General features: G+C 57.4%; 20 protein-coding genes and 1 tRNA gene. 3 read left to right on the forward strand and 18 right to left on the reverse strand.

The features are described 5' to 3' along the window. Window positions 1–48: 48 nt before the first annotated feature. From LW884_06110 to LW884_06140, 7 genes are all read right to left on the reverse strand, one after another. A complete protein-coding gene (locus LW884_06110) occupies window positions 49–498 on the reverse strand; it encodes a hypothetical protein (protein ID MCE3007906.1) in 450 nt (149 codons plus the stop codon). Window positions 499–628: 130 nt separating this feature from the next. Next, a complete protein-coding gene (locus LW884_06115; GenBank protein MCE3007907.1) occupies window positions 629–1,186 on the reverse strand; it encodes a UbiX family flavin prenyltransferase in 558 nt (185 codons plus the stop codon). A 147-nt stretch (window positions 1,187–1,333) separates the two neighbouring features. Further along, window positions 1,334–1,837: a nuclear transport factor 2 family protein gene (locus LW884_06120; GenBank protein MCE3007908.1), complete on the reverse strand. Its 504-nt coding sequence runs from the start codon at window positions 1,835–1,837 to the stop codon at window positions 1,334–1,336. 66 nt (window positions 1,838–1,903) lie between these two features. Then, a complete protein-coding gene (locus LW884_06125) occupies window positions 1,904–2,350 on the reverse strand; it encodes a nuclear transport factor 2 family protein (protein MCE3007909.1) in 447 nt (148 codons plus the stop codon). A gap of 354 nt (window positions 2,351–2,704) precedes the next feature. Then, a tRNA-Leu gene (locus tag LW884_06130) sits at window positions 2,705–2,788 on the reverse strand. Between the two features lie 30 nt (window positions 2,789–2,818). Further along, complete coding sequence (hscB, locus tag LW884_06135) at window positions 2,819–3,352, reverse strand: Fe-S protein assembly co-chaperone HscB (protein ID MCE3007910.1); 534 nt, start codon at window positions 3,350–3,352, stop codon at window positions 2,819–2,821. A gap of 127 nt (window positions 3,353–3,479) precedes the next feature. Further along, window positions 3,480–4,400, reverse strand: coding sequence for a DsbA family protein (locus LW884_06140; GenBank protein ID MCE3007911.1), 921 nt, complete (start codon window positions 4,398–4,400; stop codon window positions 3,480–3,482). Window positions 4,401–4,599: 199 nt separating this feature from the next. Between LW884_06140 and LW884_06145 the strand changes: the two genes are divergently transcribed. Then, entirely contained in the window at window positions 4,600–4,947 is a 348-nt protein-coding gene (locus LW884_06145; GenBank protein MCE3007912.1) for a helix-turn-helix transcriptional regulator, read from the forward strand. 60 nt (window positions 4,948–5,007) lie between these two features. Here the strand turns inward: LW884_06145 and LW884_06150 are convergent, their stop codons facing one another. The 5 genes from LW884_06150 to metX form a co-directional block, all read right to left on the reverse strand. After that, the gene (locus LW884_06150; GenBank protein ID MCE3007913.1) at window positions 5,008–5,919 is read right to left on the reverse strand and encodes an energy transducer TonB; all 912 of its coding nucleotides are present in this window, start codon (window positions 5,917–5,919) and stop codon (window positions 5,008–5,010) included. A 255-nt stretch (window positions 5,920–6,174) separates the two neighbouring features. Then, entirely contained in the window at window positions 6,175–8,958 is a 2,784-nt protein-coding gene (locus LW884_06155) for an insulinase family protein (GenBank protein MCE3007914.1), read from the reverse strand. 563 nt (window positions 8,959–9,521) lie between these two features. After that, complete coding sequence (locus tag LW884_06160; GenBank protein ID MCE3007915.1) at window positions 9,522–12,302, reverse strand: insulinase family protein; 2,781 nt, start codon at window positions 12,300–12,302, stop codon at window positions 9,522–9,524. A 136-nt stretch (window positions 12,303–12,438) separates the two neighbouring features. Then, window positions 12,439–13,803, reverse strand: coding sequence for a tRNA (N(6)-L-threonylcarbamoyladenosine(37)-C(2))-methylthiotransferase MtaB (gene mtaB, locus LW884_06165; protein MCE3007916.1), 1,365 nt, complete (start codon window positions 13,801–13,803; stop codon window positions 12,439–12,441). 60 nt (window positions 13,804–13,863) lie between these two features. Next, complete coding sequence (metX, locus tag LW884_06170) at window positions 13,864–14,886, reverse strand: homoserine O-acetyltransferase (GenBank protein ID MCE3007917.1); 1,023 nt, start codon at window positions 14,884–14,886, stop codon at window positions 13,864–13,866. Between the two features lie 180 nt (window positions 14,887–15,066). On the opposite strand from metX, the gene recA reads away from it, so the two are divergent. Next, window positions 15,067–16,128: a recombinase RecA gene (gene recA / locus LW884_06175; GenBank protein MCE3007918.1), complete on the forward strand. Its 1,062-nt coding sequence runs from the start codon at window positions 15,067–15,069 to the stop codon at window positions 16,126–16,128. Window positions 16,129–16,185: 57 nt separating this feature from the next. On the opposite strand, the gene LW884_06180 is transcribed toward recA, so the two are convergent. Together LW884_06180 and LW884_06185 are read right to left on the reverse strand one after the other, a co-directional pair. Continuing rightward, on the reverse strand, window positions 16,186–16,908 hold the full coding sequence (locus LW884_06180; GenBank protein ID MCE3007919.1) for a hypothetical protein: 723 nt from the start codon (window positions 16,906–16,908) through the stop codon (window positions 16,186–16,188). Window positions 16,909–16,937: 29 nt separating this feature from the next. Continuing rightward, window positions 16,938–17,834: a DMT family transporter gene (locus LW884_06185; GenBank protein MCE3007920.1), complete on the reverse strand. Its 897-nt coding sequence runs from the start codon at window positions 17,832–17,834 to the stop codon at window positions 16,938–16,940. Between the two features lie 126 nt (window positions 17,835–17,960). Here LW884_06185 and LW884_06190 point away from each other — a divergent pair, with 126 nt between their 5' ends. Continuing rightward, on the forward strand, window positions 17,961–19,880 hold the full coding sequence (locus tag LW884_06190) for an amidophosphoribosyltransferase (GenBank protein ID MCE3007921.1): 1,920 nt from the start codon (window positions 17,961–17,963) through the stop codon (window positions 19,878–19,880). A gap of 102 nt (window positions 19,881–19,982) precedes the next feature. On the opposite strand, the gene LW884_06195 is transcribed toward LW884_06190, so the two are convergent. The 4 genes from LW884_06195 to LW884_06210 all read right to left on the reverse strand — a co-directional run bounded on the left by LW884_06195 (window position 19,983) and on the right by LW884_06210 (window position 22,619). Next, complete coding sequence (locus LW884_06195) at window positions 19,983–20,420, reverse strand: SRPBCC family protein (protein ID MCE3007922.1); 438 nt, start codon at window positions 20,418–20,420, stop codon at window positions 19,983–19,985. A gap of 83 nt (window positions 20,421–20,503) precedes the next feature. Then, the gene (locus tag LW884_06200; protein MCE3007923.1) at window positions 20,504–21,196 is read right to left on the reverse strand and encodes a PorT family protein; all 693 of its coding nucleotides are present in this window, start codon (window positions 21,194–21,196) and stop codon (window positions 20,504–20,506) included. Beyond that, on the reverse strand, window positions 21,169–21,906 hold the full coding sequence (ubiE, locus tag LW884_06205; GenBank protein MCE3007924.1) for a bifunctional demethylmenaquinone methyltransferase/2-methoxy-6-polyprenyl-1,4-benzoquinol methylase UbiE: 738 nt from the start codon (window positions 21,904–21,906) through the stop codon (window positions 21,169–21,171). Before ubiE ends, LW884_06200 begins: the two co-directional genes overlap by 28 nt. 170 nt (window positions 21,907–22,076) lie before the next feature. Beyond that, window positions 22,077–22,619 (reverse strand): acyl-CoA thioesterase, encoded by a 543-nt coding sequence (locus tag LW884_06210; protein MCE3007925.1) that lies wholly within the window; start codon window positions 22,617–22,619, stop codon window positions 22,077–22,079.

Here is a 22,619-nt window from a genome sequence, read left to right on the forward strand (position 1 = left end):
CTAGAGCCACCATACACCACGGCCAATATGGTAGTGGCCTAATGCTTATTATTTGTACTCCTCTATTTTGATGGTATAGGGCACCTTGGAGCTGATGTCCAGGTAATACTCGCCCTGGCCACCCTCAAAATCCACAAAGTCTGCACCGGATCCGATCTGGTTGGCTATGATCTCGGAGTCTTCGCGGTCGTGCCGGTTTTTCATGATGATAATAAACTCCTCTTCACTGCCACCCTTCACATCCCACTCTACTTTCCAGGTTTCGCCGGTTACCTTGAAGGTGCTGGTTTTTTTGCTCTGCTTGCCGTTGAAATTGGCCACTGGCTTCCATCGGGGCTTTACTGCCCGCTGGATGTCCAGGTTGTTTTCTTCCTTTTTATCGCCAGCTACAATGCTGCCCTCCAGGCCGTCATCCAGGGCACCATCTACCTGGTCTACAGAACAGGCGGTAGTGGCCAGGGCACCAAGGGCGAGAATGAGATATACAAAATGCTTCATGGTTTCAGGATTAGCTACGGTGCTAAGATAAGCGTAGGTATCGCCGCTGTCACGTGCTTTCTTTTCACACTGGGCAGCCTGGTGGGGCACAAACCAAATGAGGGGTGTGGAAAACCCGGGGCGGCCTGGCCTAAGACATTCCCCAGCGGTAGGTATCGGGGCTAAAACCCATGAGGTCTAGCGCGCGATGTACCACGGTATCGGCCAGCTGCTCAAAGGTTTCAGGCCGCGAATAAAAGCTGGGCGAGGCAGGCAGCATAATGGCACCGGCCTCGGTGGCACGCCGCATGTTCTCGATGTGGATAATGCTGTAGGGGGTATCGCGCAGGATGCAGATCAGGCGGCGGCGCTCCTTCAATATCACGTCTGCCGCCCGGGTTATCAGGTCGTCGCTAAAGCCGTGGGCAATGCGGCCCAGGGTGCCCATGCTACAGGGCACAATGACCATATCCATATACCGGGCACTACCACTGGCAAAGGGGGCAAAGAAGTTATCGCGCTCGTACACCTGGAAGGGTAGGTTGGGCGCCTCGCCTAGTTCATACTGCCACACATCGCGTGCATTCTTGCTGAGTACCACCCCTACTTCCAGGGGCTGCTGGGTGCCCAGCTGTGCCAGGTGGTGCAGCAGGCGGCGGGCATACAGGCTGCCCGAAGCACCGGTAACGGCTACTACTATTTTTCGCATGCAATCTATATGATGTGCCAATATACGCTGGCAGGATACAGCCAGGGTATTGTCAAAAGCAAATGTACGGGCTGGTAGTTCCCTGGCAGGGTGCTACTGGATAGGGTATGCCCGTTTGCGTATGTCTACACGGGCCGAAGGCCGGGGCTATTTGATCTGACCTAGCAGACCAAAGCCCCGGGCGGCCACGATTGGGTTGAAAAGTTCTACATACTCAGTAATGAGTCCGTTTTCGTCGAAGCGGAAAAAGGCGTAGTAGTCATTCTCGTAGTAGGCGGCTTGATTCTTTAGCTTAATACGGCCCTTAAACTTGACATACACTTGGCTTGGGTCCTCCAGGGCGTAGATCTCGTCAATTGGGAAGCTCATCCCATCGAAGTTGGGGAACACGGGAGTCCAGTAGGCGCGAATTTCTTCTCGTCCGGCAGCACCCGACGGGAAAATGCCAGAGGCATAGGGGTTGATATGGCGACCGTTTTCGGCAAAAATGGCCACTACTTCGTCTATATTCTCGTTTTCAAGTGCTTTCAGAAAAGCGCGAGCCGTGCTTTTGTTTCGGGTAGCCACGTCCATATTGGTGTCTTGGTGTTGAGGGGTGTTAGCAGAACGCTGGGTGCAGGCCGCCAGGCACAGCGCAAGTACGCCTAGCACCGCGCTTAAAGGTATGCTTAGCCTATAAACCCTCTTGTATACGGGCATGCTGCTGCTGGATTATTTTTATTCGCTCCTTAGTCTTTCCATGGCCTTGGCGGGTAGCATCAGGTTTCCATCCTGATACTTGTAGTTAAACTTCATGGCAGCAATCTTCCACTGTCCGTCGCTTTGCCGTACCAACTCCAGGTTGTAGCTGCCTACCACTGTCCACACGTTGCCCTCGGCATGCTGGAGATAATGGGTGGCCGTGCCGTAGCAGAATACTTTTGCTCGAGCGCCATCTTGGGTGGTGAGGAAGTTGCCCAACTGGTGATGGGTGTGTGCAAAGCCGGGTAGTATGCCCTTCCAGGCGCTGATGATTTCGTCTGGGGTAAGCTCGGCCGCCGGACTGCCGGTCATAGAAGAATAGTCTAGCAACACCCGGGTATCAAAGGCATCCTTTACCCCCGCCCAGTCCTGCTGGTCGGTAGCGATAAATAGTTGTGTTACAGTCTCCTCTGGGGTATGCATAGTGGGGTTCTTTTTTGATAAGTGCTGGCCCTTGGGGTTGGCTGGGGTGCAGAAAGAAGTGAGAAAAGTAACCGAGGCGACAAGGCCAAAAAACAGGCCACGAGTGCCGTATCTTGTAGGGATAGCAGGGGGGGAGATAGAGGCTGAAGGCATGCAGTTTGAGCTAGAATGAGTACAAAGTAATGCTGCCTACGGATAGAACTGCAAGTGTGTAGCGCGATACTGTCAAAAATGACAGTTAAACACTTGTTGGATAGATGCTGAAAAATGAACAATAAGGGAGGTATGCACAGACCAAATCCCCGGCTCACGCACAAAAAAGGGGTGCAAGTGTGCACCCCATGTACGAAAAAGTACCCAGAGGGGGGCTCGAACCCCCACAGTGTCACCACCACTGGTGTTTGAGACCAGCGCGTCTACCGATTCCGCCATCTGGGCATTCAGCCTGCGCCCAGTAAACTCAAACTGCTAAGGCCGGGGTGCGAAGGTACGCAGGGCCTGGCGAATGCGCAACAGGTATTTCTGCTGCAAATAGGGCTGCATAGCCTGCCTCAGTAGCTCGCCACGGCCATCTTTCGCCTGGTCAAAGGCAGTCAGGCTGCTTACTAGCTCCCGCCCTGCCCGATCCTCCAGGCTGGCCAGCTGGAGCAGCAGCACCGGGGCGGTGTCTGCATCGGCCTCTTCCGCCGCTTCGCTTAGCTCCATCACCTCCAGCAGGAAGGGCGGCTCCAGCTCCACACCGCTGGTATTGCCGCCCTGCTCATCCAGCAGGCAGTAGCGCTGCAGCAGGTAGGCCAGCCGCTGCAGGGGGTCTTTCAGGGTGTGGTAGGCGCGGTTGTTCAGGCTGCTCTGTTCCAGGGCGTGGCGCTGTGCCGGGGCATCTGCCAGGGTGTGGTAGTCTGGGTGCAGGGCTTTGCTCTGGGCCAGGTAGCGCTGTTTCAGTCCGGCTACATCCAGCCCATACTGCTCGGGCAGGCCAAAAAAGGCATAGTAGTCTTCCATACTGCTAGGTGTAGATACGAGGGGTCAACGGGACACACTACACCGCCCGCGCCATTTGGGTTCATTACCAGCATGGCCCTGGCGCAGTACCTGCAAGGCAGGCCGACCGAAGGAGAAGAAAGATGTCCTAACGCATCCAGATGGCACCATTTTTGGTTCTTAGTACCCTTAATTTTTTTGATTCGGCCAATTCGTTCAGCTGTCTCTCTGCCTCTATCCGTGGCAGCTGGCCCAGCTCTGCATACTCGCGCGCGGTCAGGCTGCCAAAGCGTGCAAACAGGGCCTGCCAGCTTTTTTCGTAGGCCTCGGCGGTGGCAGCGGGATATATTTTCAGCACGGCATTTCGAAAGGAGTCGTAGGGGCGGGCACCATACAATACCTCGTGCTCCGTGCCCTTTCCCCCCTCGAAGATGAGGGTAGGAAAGCCCCGGACCCCATAGGTGCGCGCCAAAGCGAGGTCTGACTGAAACTGGCTGACTGCCTGGCCCTCAAAGTCCTGATGGAGCCGGTGTGTATCCAAGCCAGCCAGGCGTGCGGCATCGGCCAGGTGTACCCACTTTGTGATATTCTTTTTTTGCAAGAAAACCATCTCGCGAATCCTGCGGAGAAATACCAGGGCCCGCGTGGGATCTTGTAGCTCTGCAGCCTTGAAGGCAATAGAGGGGGGATAAGAGGAAGCGAGCGGATCCTCTAGCCACACATCACCGTCTATGGGCATATCATAGTACACGCTCACCTCGTCCCAGTGATGTGCCACGTCAGATGGCTTGCTAATGCCCCCACTGTTGTAGCTCCAGTCGGGCAAGAGGCCACCCATGTGGTATTCAATCTCCAGATAGGCACCATACTCCAGCTTTAACCTCCGAAGCTGCGGCTCTATGCCCCAGCAGGAAGAGCAAATGGGATCGGTAAAATAGATAACACGGATTACCTTTTTCGAGTCATTTGCCAGATGGGCATGGGCAGAATCGCCGTCCTGCAGGTGTGATGGCAGCGCACACAGTCCAGACTCGGGGCTGCACAAAAGCGGATTACTTTCCTTCTTCATGTCTTTTTGGGTTTGGGCTTGGCAGCCCGTGACTAGTAAAAAAAATATCAGAATCAAACCATAAAACCCCACTGGGTGGTTTACTATTGGCGGGGTTTGGGTAGAGGAACATTTAGCCATTTCAAAAACATTAGGCAGAAGATTCGCGTTTTCCAGGTAGCATAGCGGATGCTTCAGTCTGAAAACAAATATCCCAATCATGCAGGAAGACGTCAATAAGTCAAAAATTTATGACTACGCTCGGGCGGACGCTGATGCGGAGATATGCCCGGCAAAGGCCCTGCTGAGGCTGATATCGGGCAAATGGAAGGCGGAAATCCTGAAGCTATCCGCAGACGGGCCTCAACGGTTTGGCCAGCTGCTGAGGTGCCTGGAGGGCAGTAATCGCCAGTCGCTGGCGGTGGCACTGCGAGAGCTGCAAGAGGCGGGTCTAATTGAAAAGAGGATAGTGGCCCGCAAGCCCCTGCACATAGAGTACTTCCTCTCCGAAAAAGGACACCTGATTATACCAGTACTGATACAACTGGAGCAGCCCCAGGGGGAGTAGAACTGGCAGCCCAGCACGCCCAGTATTAGAGAAATGGGTGCCGCTTCGGATCGTGCCGCACTAGCTTAGCTTGTAGCGGATGGTGTAGTAGCACACCTGGTTTCCGGCGGCTCGGTCTATAGGCTCGAAGCGCCAGTTCTTCCGCACATAGTCTGCAGCCTCCAGGCTGGGGGCGCGCAGGCCTGGCGTTAGGCCCTGCACTGGCTCAAAGGCCAGCACCCGGCCATCGGGGGCAATCACTACCTTGTACTTCACCTTGCCATCTGATCGGAAGTTGGGATTGGGCTGATCGGCCTGAATAACACCACGGGAGCCCAGGCCGTCGAAGCCACTGCCGCCACCGCCACCCCCACCGGCCTCGTACAGGCCACGGGGATCCAGGTTGTCGGTATTGGGCCCACCCATATTACCCACACCGGTTCCGTTTCCGTGGTTGCTCCCCACGTCTCCGGGTGTGCCGCCTGTGCGGGCCGTGCCCGGGCCCGAGGCATCTGCCAGGGGCTGGCTTACGTTCTCGTGTACGATGCGGCGGCGGGGGGGTGTTTTTACGGGGCTGGCGTGGCTCTGGGTAGCCAGCTCGGTTTTGGCTGGGGCCGTACGGGCCGGGGCTGCTGCGGGCGCATCTCGGGGCACGGTGGCCAGGCGGTCTGGGTCCTTGGCAGGGGTCTCAAAATTATTTATGTCCTTACTCCCCTCCTCGCGGTTTCCATAGTCGGCCGGCGGTGCAGCCTCAGCGGAGGCAGCGGCCCCACCCAGGCCTGCTGTGCCGGTACCCAGCTCCGCCTCAAACTCAATAATACCCACTGTGTGATACCGCTTTTGAGCATCCTCATCGCCCTTGTAGGGAAAGTGGATGTGCATGAGGTGAAAAGCCACATACAGCAGTAGGGCAAACACACTGGTATAGGCCAGGCTGCGGGTGCGGTACTGGCGAGCCAGCTCGGGGTCTATGCCCGGGTAAAAGGTTTCCATGACTAAAGGTGCTTCTTCATTTTACCGCAGGATAAAGGTATAATACAGTAGCCTGAGCGACCAACAAAAAGCCACACACCCACACTACGAAAATGGGAACCCCCGCAGTACCAACTGTGGATAACATGAGCGCATAAAAAAGAAGGGGAGGCTAATGCCCCCCCTGTCTAGTGGAATCGAATTATTTGGTCCTGAACTAACTAGCCACAGATCAGCAGCTATGGAAGAGACAGAACCGAAGCAAGACACGCATTTCTACTTTGCCTTTTCCGGATTCAAGATAATCTGAATGGTATGCTCTGTATCCAGGTAGCGCTTCGCCGCGCTTTGTATAATCTTGGCGTTCAGCTTGTCTATCGCTTTTGTTCCATCCTGTCCCAGGTTTTTGATATCCCAGCCGTATCGCTGATATTCTATCAGCTGCTCCAGCCACCACTTGTTTTCTTTCACCTTCAGCTCATAGTTGCGGCGCATGGTTTCGCGTACTTTCTGCAGGTTCGTGTCACTGGGGCCATTTTTGGCAAGTTTTTTCATCTCCTCCATAGCGGCTTCTGCTAGCTCAGCTACTCGGTCGGGGGCACAGAAGAAGAAAATCATTGAACTAAAGTAAGGCTTGGGATAACTTACTTTTGATCCCTGTAGCATTGCACCATATATGCCACCCCGTTTCTCGCGCAATTCTTCGCGTATCATAATATCCAGCACGTCAAAGGTGGCCTTCTGCTCCAGCAGGTACTGCTGCGTATAGTCCTCAGCCCCAAGGTTTGCTAGCATTACCAGGCTTTTGGGGTCCTCTCCTTTGGTTAGCTCTCGGCGCATAGGGCCCTGCACCAGTTTGCGCTCTCTCGCCTTAACTTCGGTGGCTGTGCCTGCCGGAATAGAGGCGATATACTGCTGGATGAGCGGCCTGATCTGTACCGGATCGAAGCTACCGGTAATGACGTAGGTGAAGCCAGCAGCATGGGCAAACAGGCTGCGATAGTGCACCATAGCTTGGTCCGGATCCATCTTGGCATAATCCTCAGCCTTTAGATTCCGATAGCGCAGCTGCCCATCAGCCAGAATATCAGTATACTGACGGAAGAAATACTGCTCCGGCAGTCTGTCTGCATCTTCTAGATCTTGTTGCTTTTTATGCCGCCAGTTTTCGAAAGCAGTTCTATCCGATCTGGACTGGGTATGGGTAAGGTATATCAGCTGCATGGCTGTTTCCAGGTCCTTCTTGGTGCTGCTCGCGTTAAGGCCGTGTGTACTCTTGCCGATGTAGGGTGTAACGCTCACTTCCTTTCCGGCAAGTTTTTTCTCCAGGGCTAGCTGGTCAAAAGTTCCAAGGCCGCTTTCTGCAACGATGCTTGCCGCGTTATCTGCATCCAGGTACGCTGGGTCTTCAAAGCAGCTGGTTCCGCCCGGCGAGTAGGCTTGGATCAGAATCTCGTCCTGCTTGAAATCTGTCGGCTTTAGCAGCACGCGGGCACCGTTGGAGAGGGTAAGCTCGGTTACACCAATCGTGGTGTGGGTTTTCTCGGCTACAATTTTACCTTCTTTCGGTTTTTCTGCTATTAGTGGCCGGTCTATGTCCACCTTTGCTAGCGGTTGTATGTCTTGTTTCCGTACCTGTTCCAGCAGGGCCAGGGTAGCAGCCTTGGTGGGCATTACAGCCCCTGGCTTGTCGGGCAGCAGATAGCCTACCGCAGGCACATTGCTCTTTAGCAGCTCTTTTATGTATTCATTCACCTCGACTAGCGTGGTCTGTGGCATTAGTTCTTTTGCCAGTGCCATTTCGGCCTCAAAGCCCGGCATTGCCACACCCTTCAGGTGATACTCTACTAATTCGTCTACCAGCTGTTCGCTATCTGTTGCATCACGCTCGGCATATCGCTTTTCTAGCATGCCCATTACACTCAGCTTTCCGCGCTCCAGTTCATCGGGCTGCAGGCCGTATCGGCGCATGCGCTCCAGTTCGGTCACCAGTGCTTCCAGTCCACGGGCTGCGCCTCCATCTGCCAGGTTGGCCTGCAGGTACCAGCTATCCCAGTTATCGGCTACAAACTGGCCAATGCCAGTATTGGCTGTTATAAAGGGTGGATTGGCCTCTCGTGCCCTTGCCGCCAGCCGCTCCTGCAGGGCTGTGCTGGCCAGGTAGCGCAGCAGCAGCAGGCGGTAGTCCTCTCGGGTGCGTGTAACCAGGGGGGGCACCAGGTACGCAACGCTAAGCATGGAAAAGGGCGATTCAGCATCTTTTATCAGCTGTACCCGGGGCTCTGTCCAGGCTTGAATCGGATAGGAAGTGGGCATGGGGCCCTTTCGTGCTTCCAGCGGGCCAAAAGTTTCTTTTACTTTCCGCTCCATTTCCGCAGGGTCAAAGTCGCCTACCGCTATCACCGCCATCAGCTCGGGCCGATACCAGGTGCGGTAATAGTGGAGGAGTGTATCGTGCGCAAAGCCTTCCAGCACTTCCTTTTTCCCAATCGGCATACGCTCGGTAAAGCGGCTTCCAGCCGCATACAGATGATAGGTACTATCCGTGAGACGCTCAGATAGGCCCATGTGCGTGCGCATTTCCTCCAGCACTACACCGCGTTCTTTATCTATCTCCTCGGGCTCCATTTGTACCCGCTGTGCCCAGTCGGCCAGTATCAGCAGGCCATTGTCTACTATATCAGGCATGTCAGTGGGGATGAGCAGCTGGTACACCGTCCGGTCGAAGGTGGTGTAGGCATTCAGGTCGGCGCCAAACTGAGTGCCGATGCCTTCCAGATAGTCTATGAGGCTCTGCTTCTCAAAGTTTTTGGTGCCATTAAAGCACATGTGCTCGGTAAAGTGGGCCAGGCCATTCTGCCCATCCAGTTCCTGCAGGCTGCCTGCCTTCAGGGCCAGGCGTAGCTGGGCACGCGCCTCGGGCTTTTTGTTCTGTTTGATGTAATAGGTAAGGCCATTAGGCAGTACGCCGGTACGCACGCTGGGGTCGAGCGGTAGTGCCCGCGGCTGTGCTACGCCTGCAAGCGGAAGCCACAGTAGCACCAGTAAGAGTTTCTTCATACGTGTAAACTTAAGTGTTGAACAATAAGCTAAGATATAGAAGCATGTCTATTACGCCCCTCTGTTCATCATATTCATTTTGTTAAATAGCGTTAAACAACTCTTTGAGATTAAAGAGGTAGTTTTTTAAGAATAAAAATTTGGAACAAAACAATACCACAGATACCTATTCGGTAATGACAGTGCCACCTGCACCCAACCCGGGGTATGCACTACCTGTAGGCTTACAGTACAGAAAGTATGGGCTGCGGCGGTGGATACGGGCGGCCAGCTGTCCGGCCGGACTAGGCGCATGCCTGCTTCTACCCGGGCTTCGAAAAGCACGGAGCGCTGCCGGCCCAGGCTGCGGGTGCAGTACTGGCCAGCCAGCTCGGGGGGTCTATGCCTGGACAAAAGGTTTCCATGCTAAAGGTGCTTCTTAATGCCTATTTTCAGAGCCCGGGCACCAAGCGGACAAACGGCACAATGGACAAAGACCAGATAGCCATCCAGCACAAGAGTGAGAAGTGACATGCGGCGTGGGCAAAAAAAACCCGGTACCATAAGTACCGGGCCCTGGCGTACTATTCCGCCGGCTCAGGCTTCAGCACCAGTTGCACCATCCGCTTTGTATCGAAGTAGGTGGCTGCTGCTTTCTGTATTCGCTTCGCATTCAGCTTTTTCAACTCATCTGGCAGCTGGCGGTCAATGGTTTCAAAGTCCCAGGCGTATTGGCCAAAAGTCTTCTGCTTTCTGTGCCACCAGGCATTTTCCTTCAGGCTAGTTTCCAGGCCGCGCCTGTAGGTTTCGGTTACCTTGTTCAGGTCTGTAGCCGTGGGGCCATTTTTCTGCAAGTTCTCAATCTCCTCTGTGCAGGCCGCTATCAGCTCTTCCACCCGGGCTGGGTCGCAGTAAAAAGAAATGGTGGTTGAGTAGCTGGCTACAGGCCACTTTTGCAGGCCACCGCTACAGCCTACCCCATACACGCCGCCCTTTTCCTCGCGTATGTTTTCGCGCAGTTTTATGCTCAGCACCTCGCAGGTGGCATCCAGCGACAGCATGTTTGCGTAGGTAAAGGGCTCCTGACCCAAAAACCTGAGCTGCACATAGCTCTTGGGGTCTCTTCCTTTTCTAAAGGTTTTTTCCAGCGGGCCGGGTATGGTGCGCACCTTGCGGTCTACCCACTTCTGCGGCTCACCCTGGGGTATGGCGGCCAGGTAGGTTGTTATCAGGGGTTTCAAGTCCGCTGGCCGGAAGCTGCCGGTAAACACGTAGGTGAAGCCCGCTGCGTGGCTGAACAGACGCCTGTACTGCTCGTGGATGGTAGCCAGGGACAAGCGCTCCAGGTCGGCAGCCTGTATAGCCTGCTTACGCACATGACCAGCGTAGAGCACTGGCTGGCTCTGGCGCCGGAAGTAGGACTCCGGGTTTCTGTCTGCGTCCGCCAGCTGCTGCTGCTCCTGCAGCTTCCAGTTCTGATAGGCCACCTCATCCACCCGGGGGCTAAGCTGGGTAAGGTAGACAAGCTGGAAGGCGGTCTCCAAGTCCTTTTGTGTGCTGGAGCCGGACAGCCCATGCTCGTATTCGGCCACATAGGGCGAGATGGAAACTTGCTTGCCGGCCAGCTTCTTTTCCAGGGCAATCCGGTCAAAACTTCCCAGCCCCATCTGGCCCACCAGGTTGTCAGAGAAGTATGCGTTCAGGTAGGTATCGTCGGGAAAAACACTGATGCCGCCGTCTGCATAGGCAGTGATCATAATTTCATCCTGCTTAAAATCTGTTGGCTTCAGCAGCACGCGTGCGCCGTTGGAGAGCTTCAGCTCGGTAATGCCTGTAGCCTTGTACACGCGCTCGGATACAATGGCGCCGGGCTGGGCAAGCTGGGAAATGAGGGGGGCTGTGTTGTCTTCTTCTAGCAGAGGTTCTATCTGCTCGGCCCGCACGCGTGCTAGCAGGTCCACCAGTTCCTGGTCTGTTGGCAGGTCTACCCCCGGCTTGTCTGGTACCAGGAATACAACCGCATCCTGCTGAGGCAGCAAGGCGGAGGCGGCAAAGGCATTTGCCTCGGAGAGCGTGATGCCAGACATAAGCTGAGTGAGGTACTGGCTTTCCTGCTCTATGCCTACCATGGCTTCGCCCTTCAGGAAATACTCGATTAGCTCTTCGGCAAAATCATCGCTTTCGGTACTATTTCGTTCGGCATATCGCTTATCCACAAAGCCCTTCAGCTCAGCCTTGGCACGCTCCAGCTCGCCAGGCAAGAGGCCATGACGACGCATACGCTCGGCCTCGCGCACCAGCTGCTCCAGGGCTTCTCGTCCTGCGTCCTGGGTAACGGTGGCGGTTGCCACCAGGGTGCGCAGGGGGCCCAGAAAGTTGGAAAAACCAGCCCCCGCTTCTGAGAAAGGCGCACCTGGCTGCAGGCCTAGCACCTGTAGCCGCTCGGTAAGTGCGGCACCCACGATATGCCGCAAGATACCGGCGCGGTAATCATCCAGGGTTTTGGTCACCGTTTTGGGCCGAAAGAAGTAGAGCTGAGCCATCGATACCGGAGACTCAGCATCTTTCATAGACAGTACCCGGGGGCTATCCCAGGCCGGAACCGAATAGTCTTGGTATTGGGGGCCCGACTTGGGGCTGAGTACGGAAAACTCCTTCCGGATTTTCGCCGCCATCTCGTCTGGGTCAAAGTCTCCGACAGCAATGACCGCCATCAGCTCGGGCCTATACCAGGTATGATAAAAATGGCGGAGGGTATCGGGGTCAAAGCCCGATAGTACTTCGGTCTTTCCGATCACCTTCCGGTCCAAGTAGCGAGAACCTTCCAAAAAAGTAGCGAGAACACTATCCCCCAGCCGATCTCCAAAACCCCTGCGCGTACGCCACTCTTCTATCACCACGCCACGCTCCTTGTTTATCTCCTCCGTCTCCAGGCGTAGGCGCTGGGCCCAGTCCGACAGGATGAGCAGGCCGTTGTCTACAATTTCGTGTTCATCCGTAGGGATGCGCAGCATGTAGACGGTGCGCTCGTAGCTTGTATAAGCATTCAGGTGGGGGCCAAACTCAGTACCTATGCCCTCCAGATAGTCCACCAGTACCTGTTTTTCGAAGTGCTCGGTACCGTTGAAGCACATGTGCTCGGTAAAGTGGGCCAGGCCGTTCTGGCCGTCCAGTTCCTGCAGGCTGCCTGCCTTCAGGGCCAGGCGTAGCTCGGCACGTGCCTCAGGCTTTTTGTTTTGCTTTACGTAGTAGGTAAGGCCGTTGGGCAGCACGCCGGTACGCACGCTGGGGTCTAGGGGCAGCACGCCAGACTGGGCAAACACGGTGCCCAGCAGCATCGTGCAGGCGAGGAGGAATCTTCTCATAGCGTAAAAAGGTGGGTGAATAGAAACTTCAAGGGCCGAAAATACGGATTGTTTCAGGATGTACGATACCGGTCATTCCGGGGCTGGCTACCCATTGGGACGAACGGCTACGCCCGTGTATGGGCGGCTGCCTGCCCTACGGCAGGGGCATCTCCGTCCGCGCCGAGGATGTTCTCTCTTGGGGTGTGTGCAGGGCCGCGGGCGAGGATAGTGGGCTCTCACCCGCCACATAACCGTCTGGGTGGATGGCCGCCAGGCGTACCGGCTGTAGGCCATTGGCCCGGGCATCGGCAGTGGGGAGGGCAACCCGCACGTAGTTGTCCGTCCAGCCCAGGCGCATGCCTGCCTCCACCTTGTCTTCAAAAAGCACGGGGCGCTGCTGCCCCAGGTGGGCGGCGTAGTGGGCGTGTTTCAGCTTTTCGCTCAGCATGCGCAGGCGGTCGGCGCGCTGCTGGCGTACGGGCAGGGGCACATGGCCCGGCAGCTCTGCCCCCAGGGTATTGGTTCGCTCGCTGAAGGGGAACACATGCAGGTAGCTGACGGGCAGGTCCTTTATAAAGTGGTAGGTTTCTTCAAAATAATCGTCTGTTTCGCCGGAAAAACCGACCAATACATCGCAGCCGATGGCCGCATGTGGCATGGCTTGCTTGATGCGCTGTACCCGCCCGGCATACAGCTCGCGGCGGTAGCGGCGGCGCATGATGGCCAGCACGGCATTGCTGCCACTCTGTAGCGGGAGGTGAAAATGCGGCATAAAGCGCTGGCTATGGGCCACAAAGTCGATCATCTCGTCGGTCAGCAGGTTTGGTTCGATGCTGCTGATGCGAATACGCGGCAGCTCGGTCAGCTCAGCATCCAGCAGGCGTATGAGGTCGATCAGCTTGGCCTCTTGGCCCACGCCATAGTCGCCAATGTTGATGCCCGTGAGCACAATCTCCTGCACGCCCTGCTGCACCAGGTGGCGGGCCTGGGCCAGGATGCGCTCGGGGGTGTCGCTGCGGCTGTGGCCTCGCGCCAGGGGGATGGTGCAGAAGGTGCACTTGTAGTCGCATCCGTCTTGTACTTTCAGGAAGGCCCGGGTGCGCTCCTCGGTGCTGTAGCTGGCCACATAGTCGCGCGTTTCGGCTATGGTGCAGTGGTGCACCTCGGCCTGGCGGTTTTTCTGAAATTCCGTTATGTATTCAAACAGGCGAAACTTCTCTGCGGCCCCCAGCACAGCATCCACCCCGGGTATGGCGGCTATCTCCTGCGGTTTCAGCTGGGCGTAGCAGCCCACCACGGCCACAAAGGCATCGGGGTTTTGCTTCAGGGCCTGGCGCACCACCTTGCGGCATTTCTTGTCGGCCTGCTCGGTTACGGAGCAGGTGTTGATCACGTACACATCCGCTGGCTCGCGGAAGGGCACGGCACGAAAGCCCTGCGCCTCAAACTGCCGACCAAGCGTGGCCGTCTCGCTGAAGTTAAGCTTGCAGCCCAGTGTGTAAAATCCGACCGTAGGCATAGGGATACAGGCCGCAAAGGTACGGATTTTTTCGGGTGCCGGGCTTGCGGCGGCGGCACCTCAGCCGGCATAAAAGGCGGCGATGGCCTGGCTGATCTGCACGTGCTCTACCAGGAAGCCGTCGTGCCCAAAGATGGAGTCAATCTCCACATAGCGGGCGCCTGGTATGTGCTGGGCCAGGTACTGCTGCTCGGCGGGGGGGAACAGGTAGTCGCTGGTAATGCCGATACAGAGGGTGCGGGCCTGCACCTGGCCCAGCACGCTGGGCAGTGGCCCCCTGCCGCGGCCCAGGTGGTGGCTATCCATGGCCCGGCTAAGCAGGTAGTAGCTGTAGGGGTGAAAACGCTTGCGCAGCTTCTGGCCCTGGTACTGCACATAGCTTTCAGCCCGGTAGCCCTGCAGCTTGTCGTCCTGCTCATCGGCCTGGGTTTGGCCATAGGCGGTGTAGCTGCGGTAGCTGAGCATGGCCACGGCGCGTGCGGCCTCCAGGCCTGCCGCCCCACCGCCGGGCTGGTCCCAGCCGGGGTCGGCCTGCAGGGCCATGCGCTGGGCACTGTTGTAGGCTATGCCCCAGGGGCTATGCCGGGCATTGGTGGCCAGCACCACCAGGTGGCCAAACAGCTGGGGCTGCTGCACCGCCCACTCCAGGGCCTGCTGGCCGCCCATGCTACCGCCCATCAGGGTGTGTATGCGGCCTATGCCCAGGTGCTGGCGCAGCAGCTCCATGGCGCGCACCATGTCTCGCACCGTTACATCGGGAAAGTGGCGGCCATAGGGCTGGCCGGTGGCGGGGTTGGGCAGCTGGGGGCCCGAGCTGCCATAGCAGCTGCCCAGCATGTTTACACACAGGATGTGCCAGTGTGCGGGGTCGTAGGTGCAGCCGGGGCCTACCATGCCCGGCCACCAGTCTGCCGGGTCGCTGTTTGCCGTCAGGGCATGGCATATCCACACCACGTTACGCTGTTCCGCATTGGGCGTGCCCAGGCTGTGGTAGGCCAGGTGCAGCTCGGGCAGCACACCGCCTGCTTCCAGGGCAAAGGGCTGGTGGTGCGAGAATATCCGGTAGTTCCGGGGCTGGGTCATGGGGCCAAAGATACAGTTGTCGCTGCTTTTATCCACCATACCCCACACACACCGGCCTGGCGCCCACACAGGCAGCACGCTGGCACAGGGCGTGCCGAAAATGTATTGCGCACGGCAGCCCCGGTGTGTATCTTGCAGGGGTATTGAACATAAAATTCTACGTAGACTCATTTACACGTCATGGCAGATAAAGACCTGAGAGCAGAAAAGCTAAAGTCGCTGAAACTAACGGTAGACAAGCTGGAAAAGGAATACGGCAAGGGCGTGGTGATGAAGCTGAGCGACCGCCCCGTGCTGGACGTGCCCGTCATCAGCACAGGCTCGCTAGGGCTAGATATGGCCCTGGGTATAGGGGGGGTGCCGCGTGGCCGTATCGTAGAGATCTATGGCCCGGAAAGCTCGGGCAAGACTACCCTGGCTATGCACATAATAGCCGAAGCCCAGAAGAAAGGCGGCATAGCTGCCATCGTGGATGCGGAGCATGCCTTTGACCCCATTTATGCCGAAAAACTGGGAATAGACACCGAGAACCTGCTGATCAGCCAGCCCGACCATGGCGAGCAGGCCCTGGAGATAGCCGAGAACCTGATCCGATCAGGAGCCATCGATGTAATTGTCATCGACTCCGTAGCCGCCCTGGTGCCCAAGGCCGAACTGGAGGGCGAGATGGGCGAAAGCAAAATGGGCCTGCAGGCCCGCCTGATGAGCCAGGCCCTGCGGAAGATTACCGGTGCAGTGAACAAGACAAACTGTGTCTGCATTTTCATCAACCAGCTACGCGAGAAAATCGGGGTCATGTTTGGCAACCCCGAAACCACCACCGGCGGTAACGCCCTGAAGTTTTATGCATCCGTACGGCTAGATATACGCCGGGCTGCCCAGATAAAAGACGGCAACGATATACTAGGAAACCATGTGCGGGTGAAGGTGGTGAAAAACAAGGTAGCCCCACCCTTCAGGACGACGGAATTCGACATTATGTATGGCGAGGGCATCAGCCGGGCGGGCGAGGTGCTGGACATGGCCGTGGAAGCCGAAATCGTGCAGAAGGCCGGTGCCTGGTTTAGCTACAAGGGCGACAAGCTGGGCCAGGGCCGCGATGCCGTGAAGAAGCTGCTGAAAGACAACTCCGAGTTGATGAGCGAAATCGAACAGCTGGTTCGAGACCGCTTTGTACCCAAGCAGGGGAGCCCCACGGAGACAGAAGCCGAAGACCACACCGAGGAGCCCATCGTTTCCTAGGTGGGCAGTGCTGCATAAGCTGCCAGTACAGGGCGGAGAGAAACAGGCCCAGGCGGCCTAGCGGTGGAGGGCTATGCCCAGCTGCATACCCGCATGCAGGCGCACCTGTGTAGCAGTGCGCCGCGCAGGCTCTGCCTCTGTGCGCGGGTGGCGGGACAGCCAGTGGTAGTCAAATCCACCAAAAAAGTCGAAGGCCCACCGGCCGCGCCTACCAGTAAGAAACTGGTAGCCGAGCGCAAAGCCCACACCCGGCGCCCGGATAACCGCTCCGCCTAGCCGCTGGCCATTGGCGGCGCGGTAGGTAGCTGCCAGGTTGTAGTAGCTGCCAGACAGTTCTGCAAAAAAGCCATAGGGCGACAGGTGCGTAAGGTACGCGCGTAGGGCCAGGCGCAGCAGGCCCGATTGTATCTCCTCGCACTGTACGCTGCTATCGGCAGTAAAAAGGGGCGCGGTGCTAAACCGGAACGGATCGCGGCCCGGGGCGAAAGCTTGGCCCCAGGCTTGGCCAAAATCGGCTGTACGCCCTGGCCGATGCACGCCCCTATCCTGGTTGTACTGCAGGTAGCCACCGCTCAGGCTCCAGCTCAGGTTGGCCCGGTCCCAGAAGGTCCTCTCCAGGGTAAAGCGGTATTCGTTTCGCAGCAGGGCCGTTGGATCCGCCTTTGCCACCAGGCTATAGCTGGCCCGCTTGCAGCTTGCACACTGGGCGTGCAGCAGCTGAGGCAGGCCCACCATCCATACCAGCAGTACCCCCATCCCCACGGCACTAAAAGCCCGCATAGGCATCCGGATATATGGCATCTGTACGCTCAGCGCTGGCGATAATTGATCAGAAAGATGCCGCAGAGGATCATACCCGCCGCTACATAAAAGACTACCGGCGGCTGGTCGCCCAGCACCAGCATGCTGAAGAAGACGGCCACCACCGGCTGCATATTGATGTATATGGCAGCCTGGCTGGCCCTCAGGTACTGCATGGCAAAGAGGAACAGGAAGTAGCTTGCCAAAGAATTAAACAGGATCAAGGAGGCCAGGCCCAGCCAGCCCTGGCGGGGTACAGCGGCAAAGTCCTGCTGCGGGAAGAAAAACAGGCTGACCGGAACAAATAGCAGGGCGGATAGCACCATGGTAGCACTGGCAAAGTGCCAGGGCTTGTAGCGCTGGAGGAAGGGCCGGCTGAAGGCCAGGTAGCAAGACCAGCAGAACACCGCCCCCAGCGTAAGCACATTGCCGAGCAGGGGGGCACTGGCCACGCGGCTAGGCACCACGCCACTCAGCACCAGCAGCAGAACTACACCCGCCAGGCTGATGAGCACGCCCAGCAGCTTGTATAAGCGCAGCACCTCCAGGCGCTGCCACAGGGCGGCAATAAGCAGCACCATGAGGGGCGTAGTGGCATAGAGCAGCGCGCTATTGGCCGGGCTGGTGTAGCGCAGGCCAGCCACAAACAGGATCTGATTGACCACACTGCCCACCAGGGTGATCAGGAAAATCTGGCGCCATTCGCGCCCCGTAGGCCGAAACTGCTGCCAGCCACCCGTCAGGCTGAAGATGAGCAGGTAGATGACTGCCGCACCCGACATCCGCAGGCCCGTAAGCACCAGCGGATGAAAGGCCACACTGGCCCAGGCACCAAAGGTGTAGGTAGTGCCAAGCAGAAGATTCTGTAGCACCAAGGCGGTGTGGGCCCACTGGGTTTTGCGCATAGAGGCAGATTGGGTACGCAAATAGCAAATTTAGTTGCAATATTAACTACCCCCGGCCAATACCTGGGCATCTGTTGCCCGCGCAACGGATGCGGGCGCAACTTTCGTGCCCCTTTCCCGGTTGTTATGCCTAACTTTGCAGCCGTGAGTGATGCCATCAAACATGAGTGCGGGCTGGCAGCCATCCGCCTCAAAAAACCGCTAGCCTACTACCAGGATAAGTATGGCTCGGCGCTATGGGGGCTAAACAAGATGTTCCTGCTGATGGAGAAGCAGCACAACCGGGGGCAGGATGGCGCGGGCCTGGCCAGCCTGAAACTGGATGCCATACCCGGCGAGCCCTTTGTAGAGCGGATGCGGGTAACCGAGCCGGCGCCGCCCTGGCAAAGCCTCATCCGCATTGTAAACGGCAAGCTGAGTGAGGTGCTGCGCGAGCTGCCCGAGGCCCGTATGGACGTACAGCTGCTGAAGCAGTTTTTCCCCTACGCGGGCGAGGTGCTGCTGGGCCACCTGCGCTATGGCACCCATGGCCTGAACACCCGCGAAGCCTGCCACCCGGTAGTGCGCGAAAACAACTGGAAGAGCCGCACGCTGGTGCTGGCAGGAAACTTTAACCTGACCAATGTAAACGAACTGTTTGCCAAGATGGTGAGCCTGGGGCAGCACCCACGCCTGAACACCGACACGGTAACGGTGCTGGAGCGGGTAGGCCACTTTCTGGACGAACACAACGAGGACCTGTACCAGCAGTACCGCCAGGCCGGCCACAGCAAGCATGAGATAAGCCCGCTGATTGCCCAAAACCTGGACGTGCTACACGTGCTGAGCGAGGCTGCCGAAAAATGGGACGGTGGCTACATGATGGGGGGCTTTATCGGCACGGGCCACCTATTTGCCCTGCGCGACCCCAATGGCATACGCCCTGGCAGCTACTACGAGAACGATGAGGTAGTGGCCATAGCCAGCGAGCGGCAGGCCATAGCCACCACCTTCAATATACCGATTGCCGAAATACCCGAAATACCGCCCGCCCATGCCCTGATTGTGAGCCCTGGGGGCGAAACCCAGCTGGCACCCTATGCCCAGGCCGGGGCACGCCGCAGCTGCTCCTTCGAGCGCATCTACTTCAGCCGGGGCTCCGACCCCGACATCTACCACGAACGCAAGGCCCTGGGCCAGCAGCTGGCCAGCCAGGTGCTGCAGAAGGTAAACTATGAGCTGGACCAAACCGTGTTCTCCTACATACCCAACACGGCCCTGGTGGCATTTGAGGGCTTTGTAAATGGGCTGGAAGACTACCTGAACCAGCAAAAAATAGAGGAACTGGGTGCGCTGGGTACCCTGCCCGACCCTGCCCGGCTAAAGGCCCTGCTGGAACGCCGCGTGCGGGTGGAGAGCGTGATACAGAAAGACACCAAGCTGCGCACCTTTATCACCAACGACAGCGACCGCGAGGAAATGACCGCCCACGTGTATGACGTAACGCACAACATCCTGCGCCCGGGGGTAGACAATGTGGTGTGTATAGACGACAGCATTGTGCGCGGCACCACGCTGAGGCAGAGCATACTGAAGATGCTGGCACGCCTGCAGCCCCGGCGCATTGTTATCGTATCCAGCGCGCCCCAGATACGCTACCCCGACTGCTATGGGATAGACATGAGCCAGATAGGGCGCTTTGTGGCCTTTCAGGCTGCCATACAGCTGCACACCGAGCGAAACGGGAAAGACAGCCTGAACGCCATCTACGAGAAAGCCCGGAAGGCCCTGGAGACCGGCGAGGCCAACCACACCAACTATGTAAAAGAGGTGTACGCACCCTTTAGCCAAGAGGAAATATCGGACAAGATCAGCGAAATGCTGAACCCCAACCTGGATATACCGGTGCATGTGGTGTACCAAACAGTGGAGGGGCTGCACACGGCCATACCTGGCCATACGGGCGACTGGTACTTTACGGGCGACTACCCCACACCGGGGGGAAACCGGGTAGTGAACCGCGCCTTTGTAAACTACTATGAGGGCCGAGATACCCGCGCCTACTAGGCGCGAGTAGCGAGCGGTGCAGGGTACATAGCTGCCTTTTTCGGTGCCCCCGGGGGAGGTAACGCTACCCTACCCTACCATACCAGGTGGCACTGCTCCTCGCTACTGCCGGCCCAGGTACTGCTGCAGGCCTGCAAACACTTTCTGCATCTGGTTGCTGTTAAACTCATTCAAGTCCATCATCTTGCTCAGCATGGTCATCATCATGCCCTGTGTTTTCAGGTTTACATCGTAGTACAGCTCCGTTCGGTCTCCATTTGCCTCCAGGCGCCAGGTGGCCGTGCCGGTCCAGGGGCCATCGTAGTAGCGCATGTGTATCCGCTGTAGCGGCTCCACCTCCAGCACCTCCACCTTCCAGCTTACGGGCTGTGTTTTCATGCCAAAGCGGCTGCCGGGGCCATCGGGCACATGCCGCTCAATCTCAAAAGACAGGCTGGGTGGAAACCACTCGGGGTAGGCCGGTACGTCCATCAGGGTAGCATATACCTGCGCTACGGGAAAAGGGAGGCTGATATGATCCGTAGTTACAACGTTTGACATCTTGAAGGGGGATAAGTAGGCGGGCGTGAAAGTTAAAAGTGCTAGTAGTATGCTGGGTGCAGCCAGCTGGCATCCAGCCCCACTTATTCAAAGTTTAGCGAGAACGTAAGGGTGTGATTGGCAATAGAGCGGATGGCATTTCCATACTCGGTACGCTCGGGCGAATACACATTCAGCACCCCGAGCGAGTATCGCAGCTCGGGCGAAAGCATCACGCGGTCTCCGTATAGGGTAAGGCCCCAGGCAAACTCGATGCTGAGGTCCTTGCGGTCTATCTTAATCAGGTCCGGGTCGTCTTTCACCCGCTTTTCGCTGGTCAGGTTCAGGCTATACTTCAGGCCGGTCATCACATACACGCGGTAGTTGTGGTAAAACTGGCTCTTGAAGCGTATCATCAGGGGTAGGTCCATATAGCTGGCCTGTAGCCGTCGGTCGAAGGTAGTGTCGCGCACCCGGTAGGTAAAGTCGCGCTGCTGTAGCGATACCTGGGGCACAAAGCGCAGGTCGAAATACCGGTGCAGCGGCAGGTTCGCTATCAGCCCCAGGTTAATGCCGGGTACAGGCCGGGCACGTACATCTCTGGCTATCAGCCCCGTAATGGGGTCCGGGTCAATGTCTCCCTGATCCAGGCGTACGAAACCCATATGCAGCCCCATGGTGAAGCCCAGGTTCCACTTTCGTGTGTCATACTTGGTGTTGTTCCACTGGGCCAGGCCCACGTTGGTCAACGCCAGCACAAGTAGCAGGCTTATTTTTCCAGCCAATACAGCGCGCATATACCGAGGGATAAGGATTTGAACTGGGTATTTTTGTATCCGATACGCTGACAGATGGTTAGAAACGCGGGGCCATGCGGAAAGGCCTGTACGCTGTTGGGTAGGTATTGATAGGCCCGGGGATCCCGGGAAAACAAACCGCCAAAGAAGGGGAGCAGCGTCTTGTAGTAAAACTGCACCAGCTGGCGCATGGGGAAGGCCGCTGGCACAGCAGGCTCCAGGATAACCACTGCACCACCGGGCCGCAGTATGCGGTACATCTCCGCCAGGCCCTTCTCCAGATTTTCAAAATTGCGTACACCGAAGCCAACGGTAATGGCATCGCAGAAATTGTCTGGGTAGGGCATATTTTCACTATCGCCCAGCACCATCTCCACCTGTGTCAGCTTGCGCTTGCGCATTTTTTCGCGGCCCACCTCCAGCATACCAGACGAAATATCTACGCCAATCACCCTCTCGGGCTTAAGGATACGCGCCGCCTCTATGGCAAAATCGCCGGTGCCGGTTGCCAGGTCGATAACAATGCGGGGCCGCAAGGGCCGCAGCATGCGCACCGCCCTGCGCCGCCACAGGATGTCGATACCGCCGCTCAGGAAGTGGTTCAGAAAATCGTAGCGCCTGCTGATGGCATCAAACATCTGGGCCACCTGCTTTTTCTTTTCGCCCGCCTGCTGGCCATAGGGGGTTACGGTATCGTGTTTGTGAGACATAAGCCGATGGCTGATCTTATACGGTGGCACAAAGGTAACAGATATGTACCGCACCTGCACCCAGGCTGGCCTTCAGTTAGGCACAAGCACCTGGCTAGGGCCAAACGCGCAGGGCCAGCTCGTCTTTAGGCATTTGGCCGGGCCATTCGGGCCATTCGGCCAGGTGGGAGCTAGGGCTTTTTGGTTTGCTGTTCGTCTATACGCTGCTGCAGCAGCTCTTTGAAGGGGGCCACCTCCTCGGGGGTGCGCTTTCCGGCCAGGATGAGGCGTAGCTCGCGGCGGCGCTTTGCACCCGCTTGCAGCTCCAGTTCCTCGGCCGTGGTGGGCTTCAGCTCGTTTACGGGTATGGGCTGTCCGCCTTGGTCTACGGCCACAAAGGTGTAGTAGGCATGGTTGCACTCCCGGCGGGTTCCGTGCAGGGTGTTTTCGGCCCACACCTGTAGCTTGATCTCCATACTGGTGGTAAAGGCACAGGTAACGCGGGCGGTGATGATGACCACCTCGCCCAGCTTGATGGGCGACTTAAAGTCTACAAAGTCTACCGATGCCGTTACACACACCCGGTTGCTGTGCCGTCCGGCGGCTATGGCAGCGGCAATGTCCATCAGGTGTAGCAGTCGGCCCCCCATCAGGTTGCCCAGCGGGTTGGTATCATTGGGTAGCACCATTTCGGTAATCTCGGTGTAGCTATCCTGGGGTGTCTTGCTCTTCAT

It is taken from the genome of Bacteroidota bacterium, assembly GCA_021300195.1.
GTDB lineage: Bacteria > Bacteroidota > Bacteroidia > J057 > JAJTIE01 > JAJTIE01.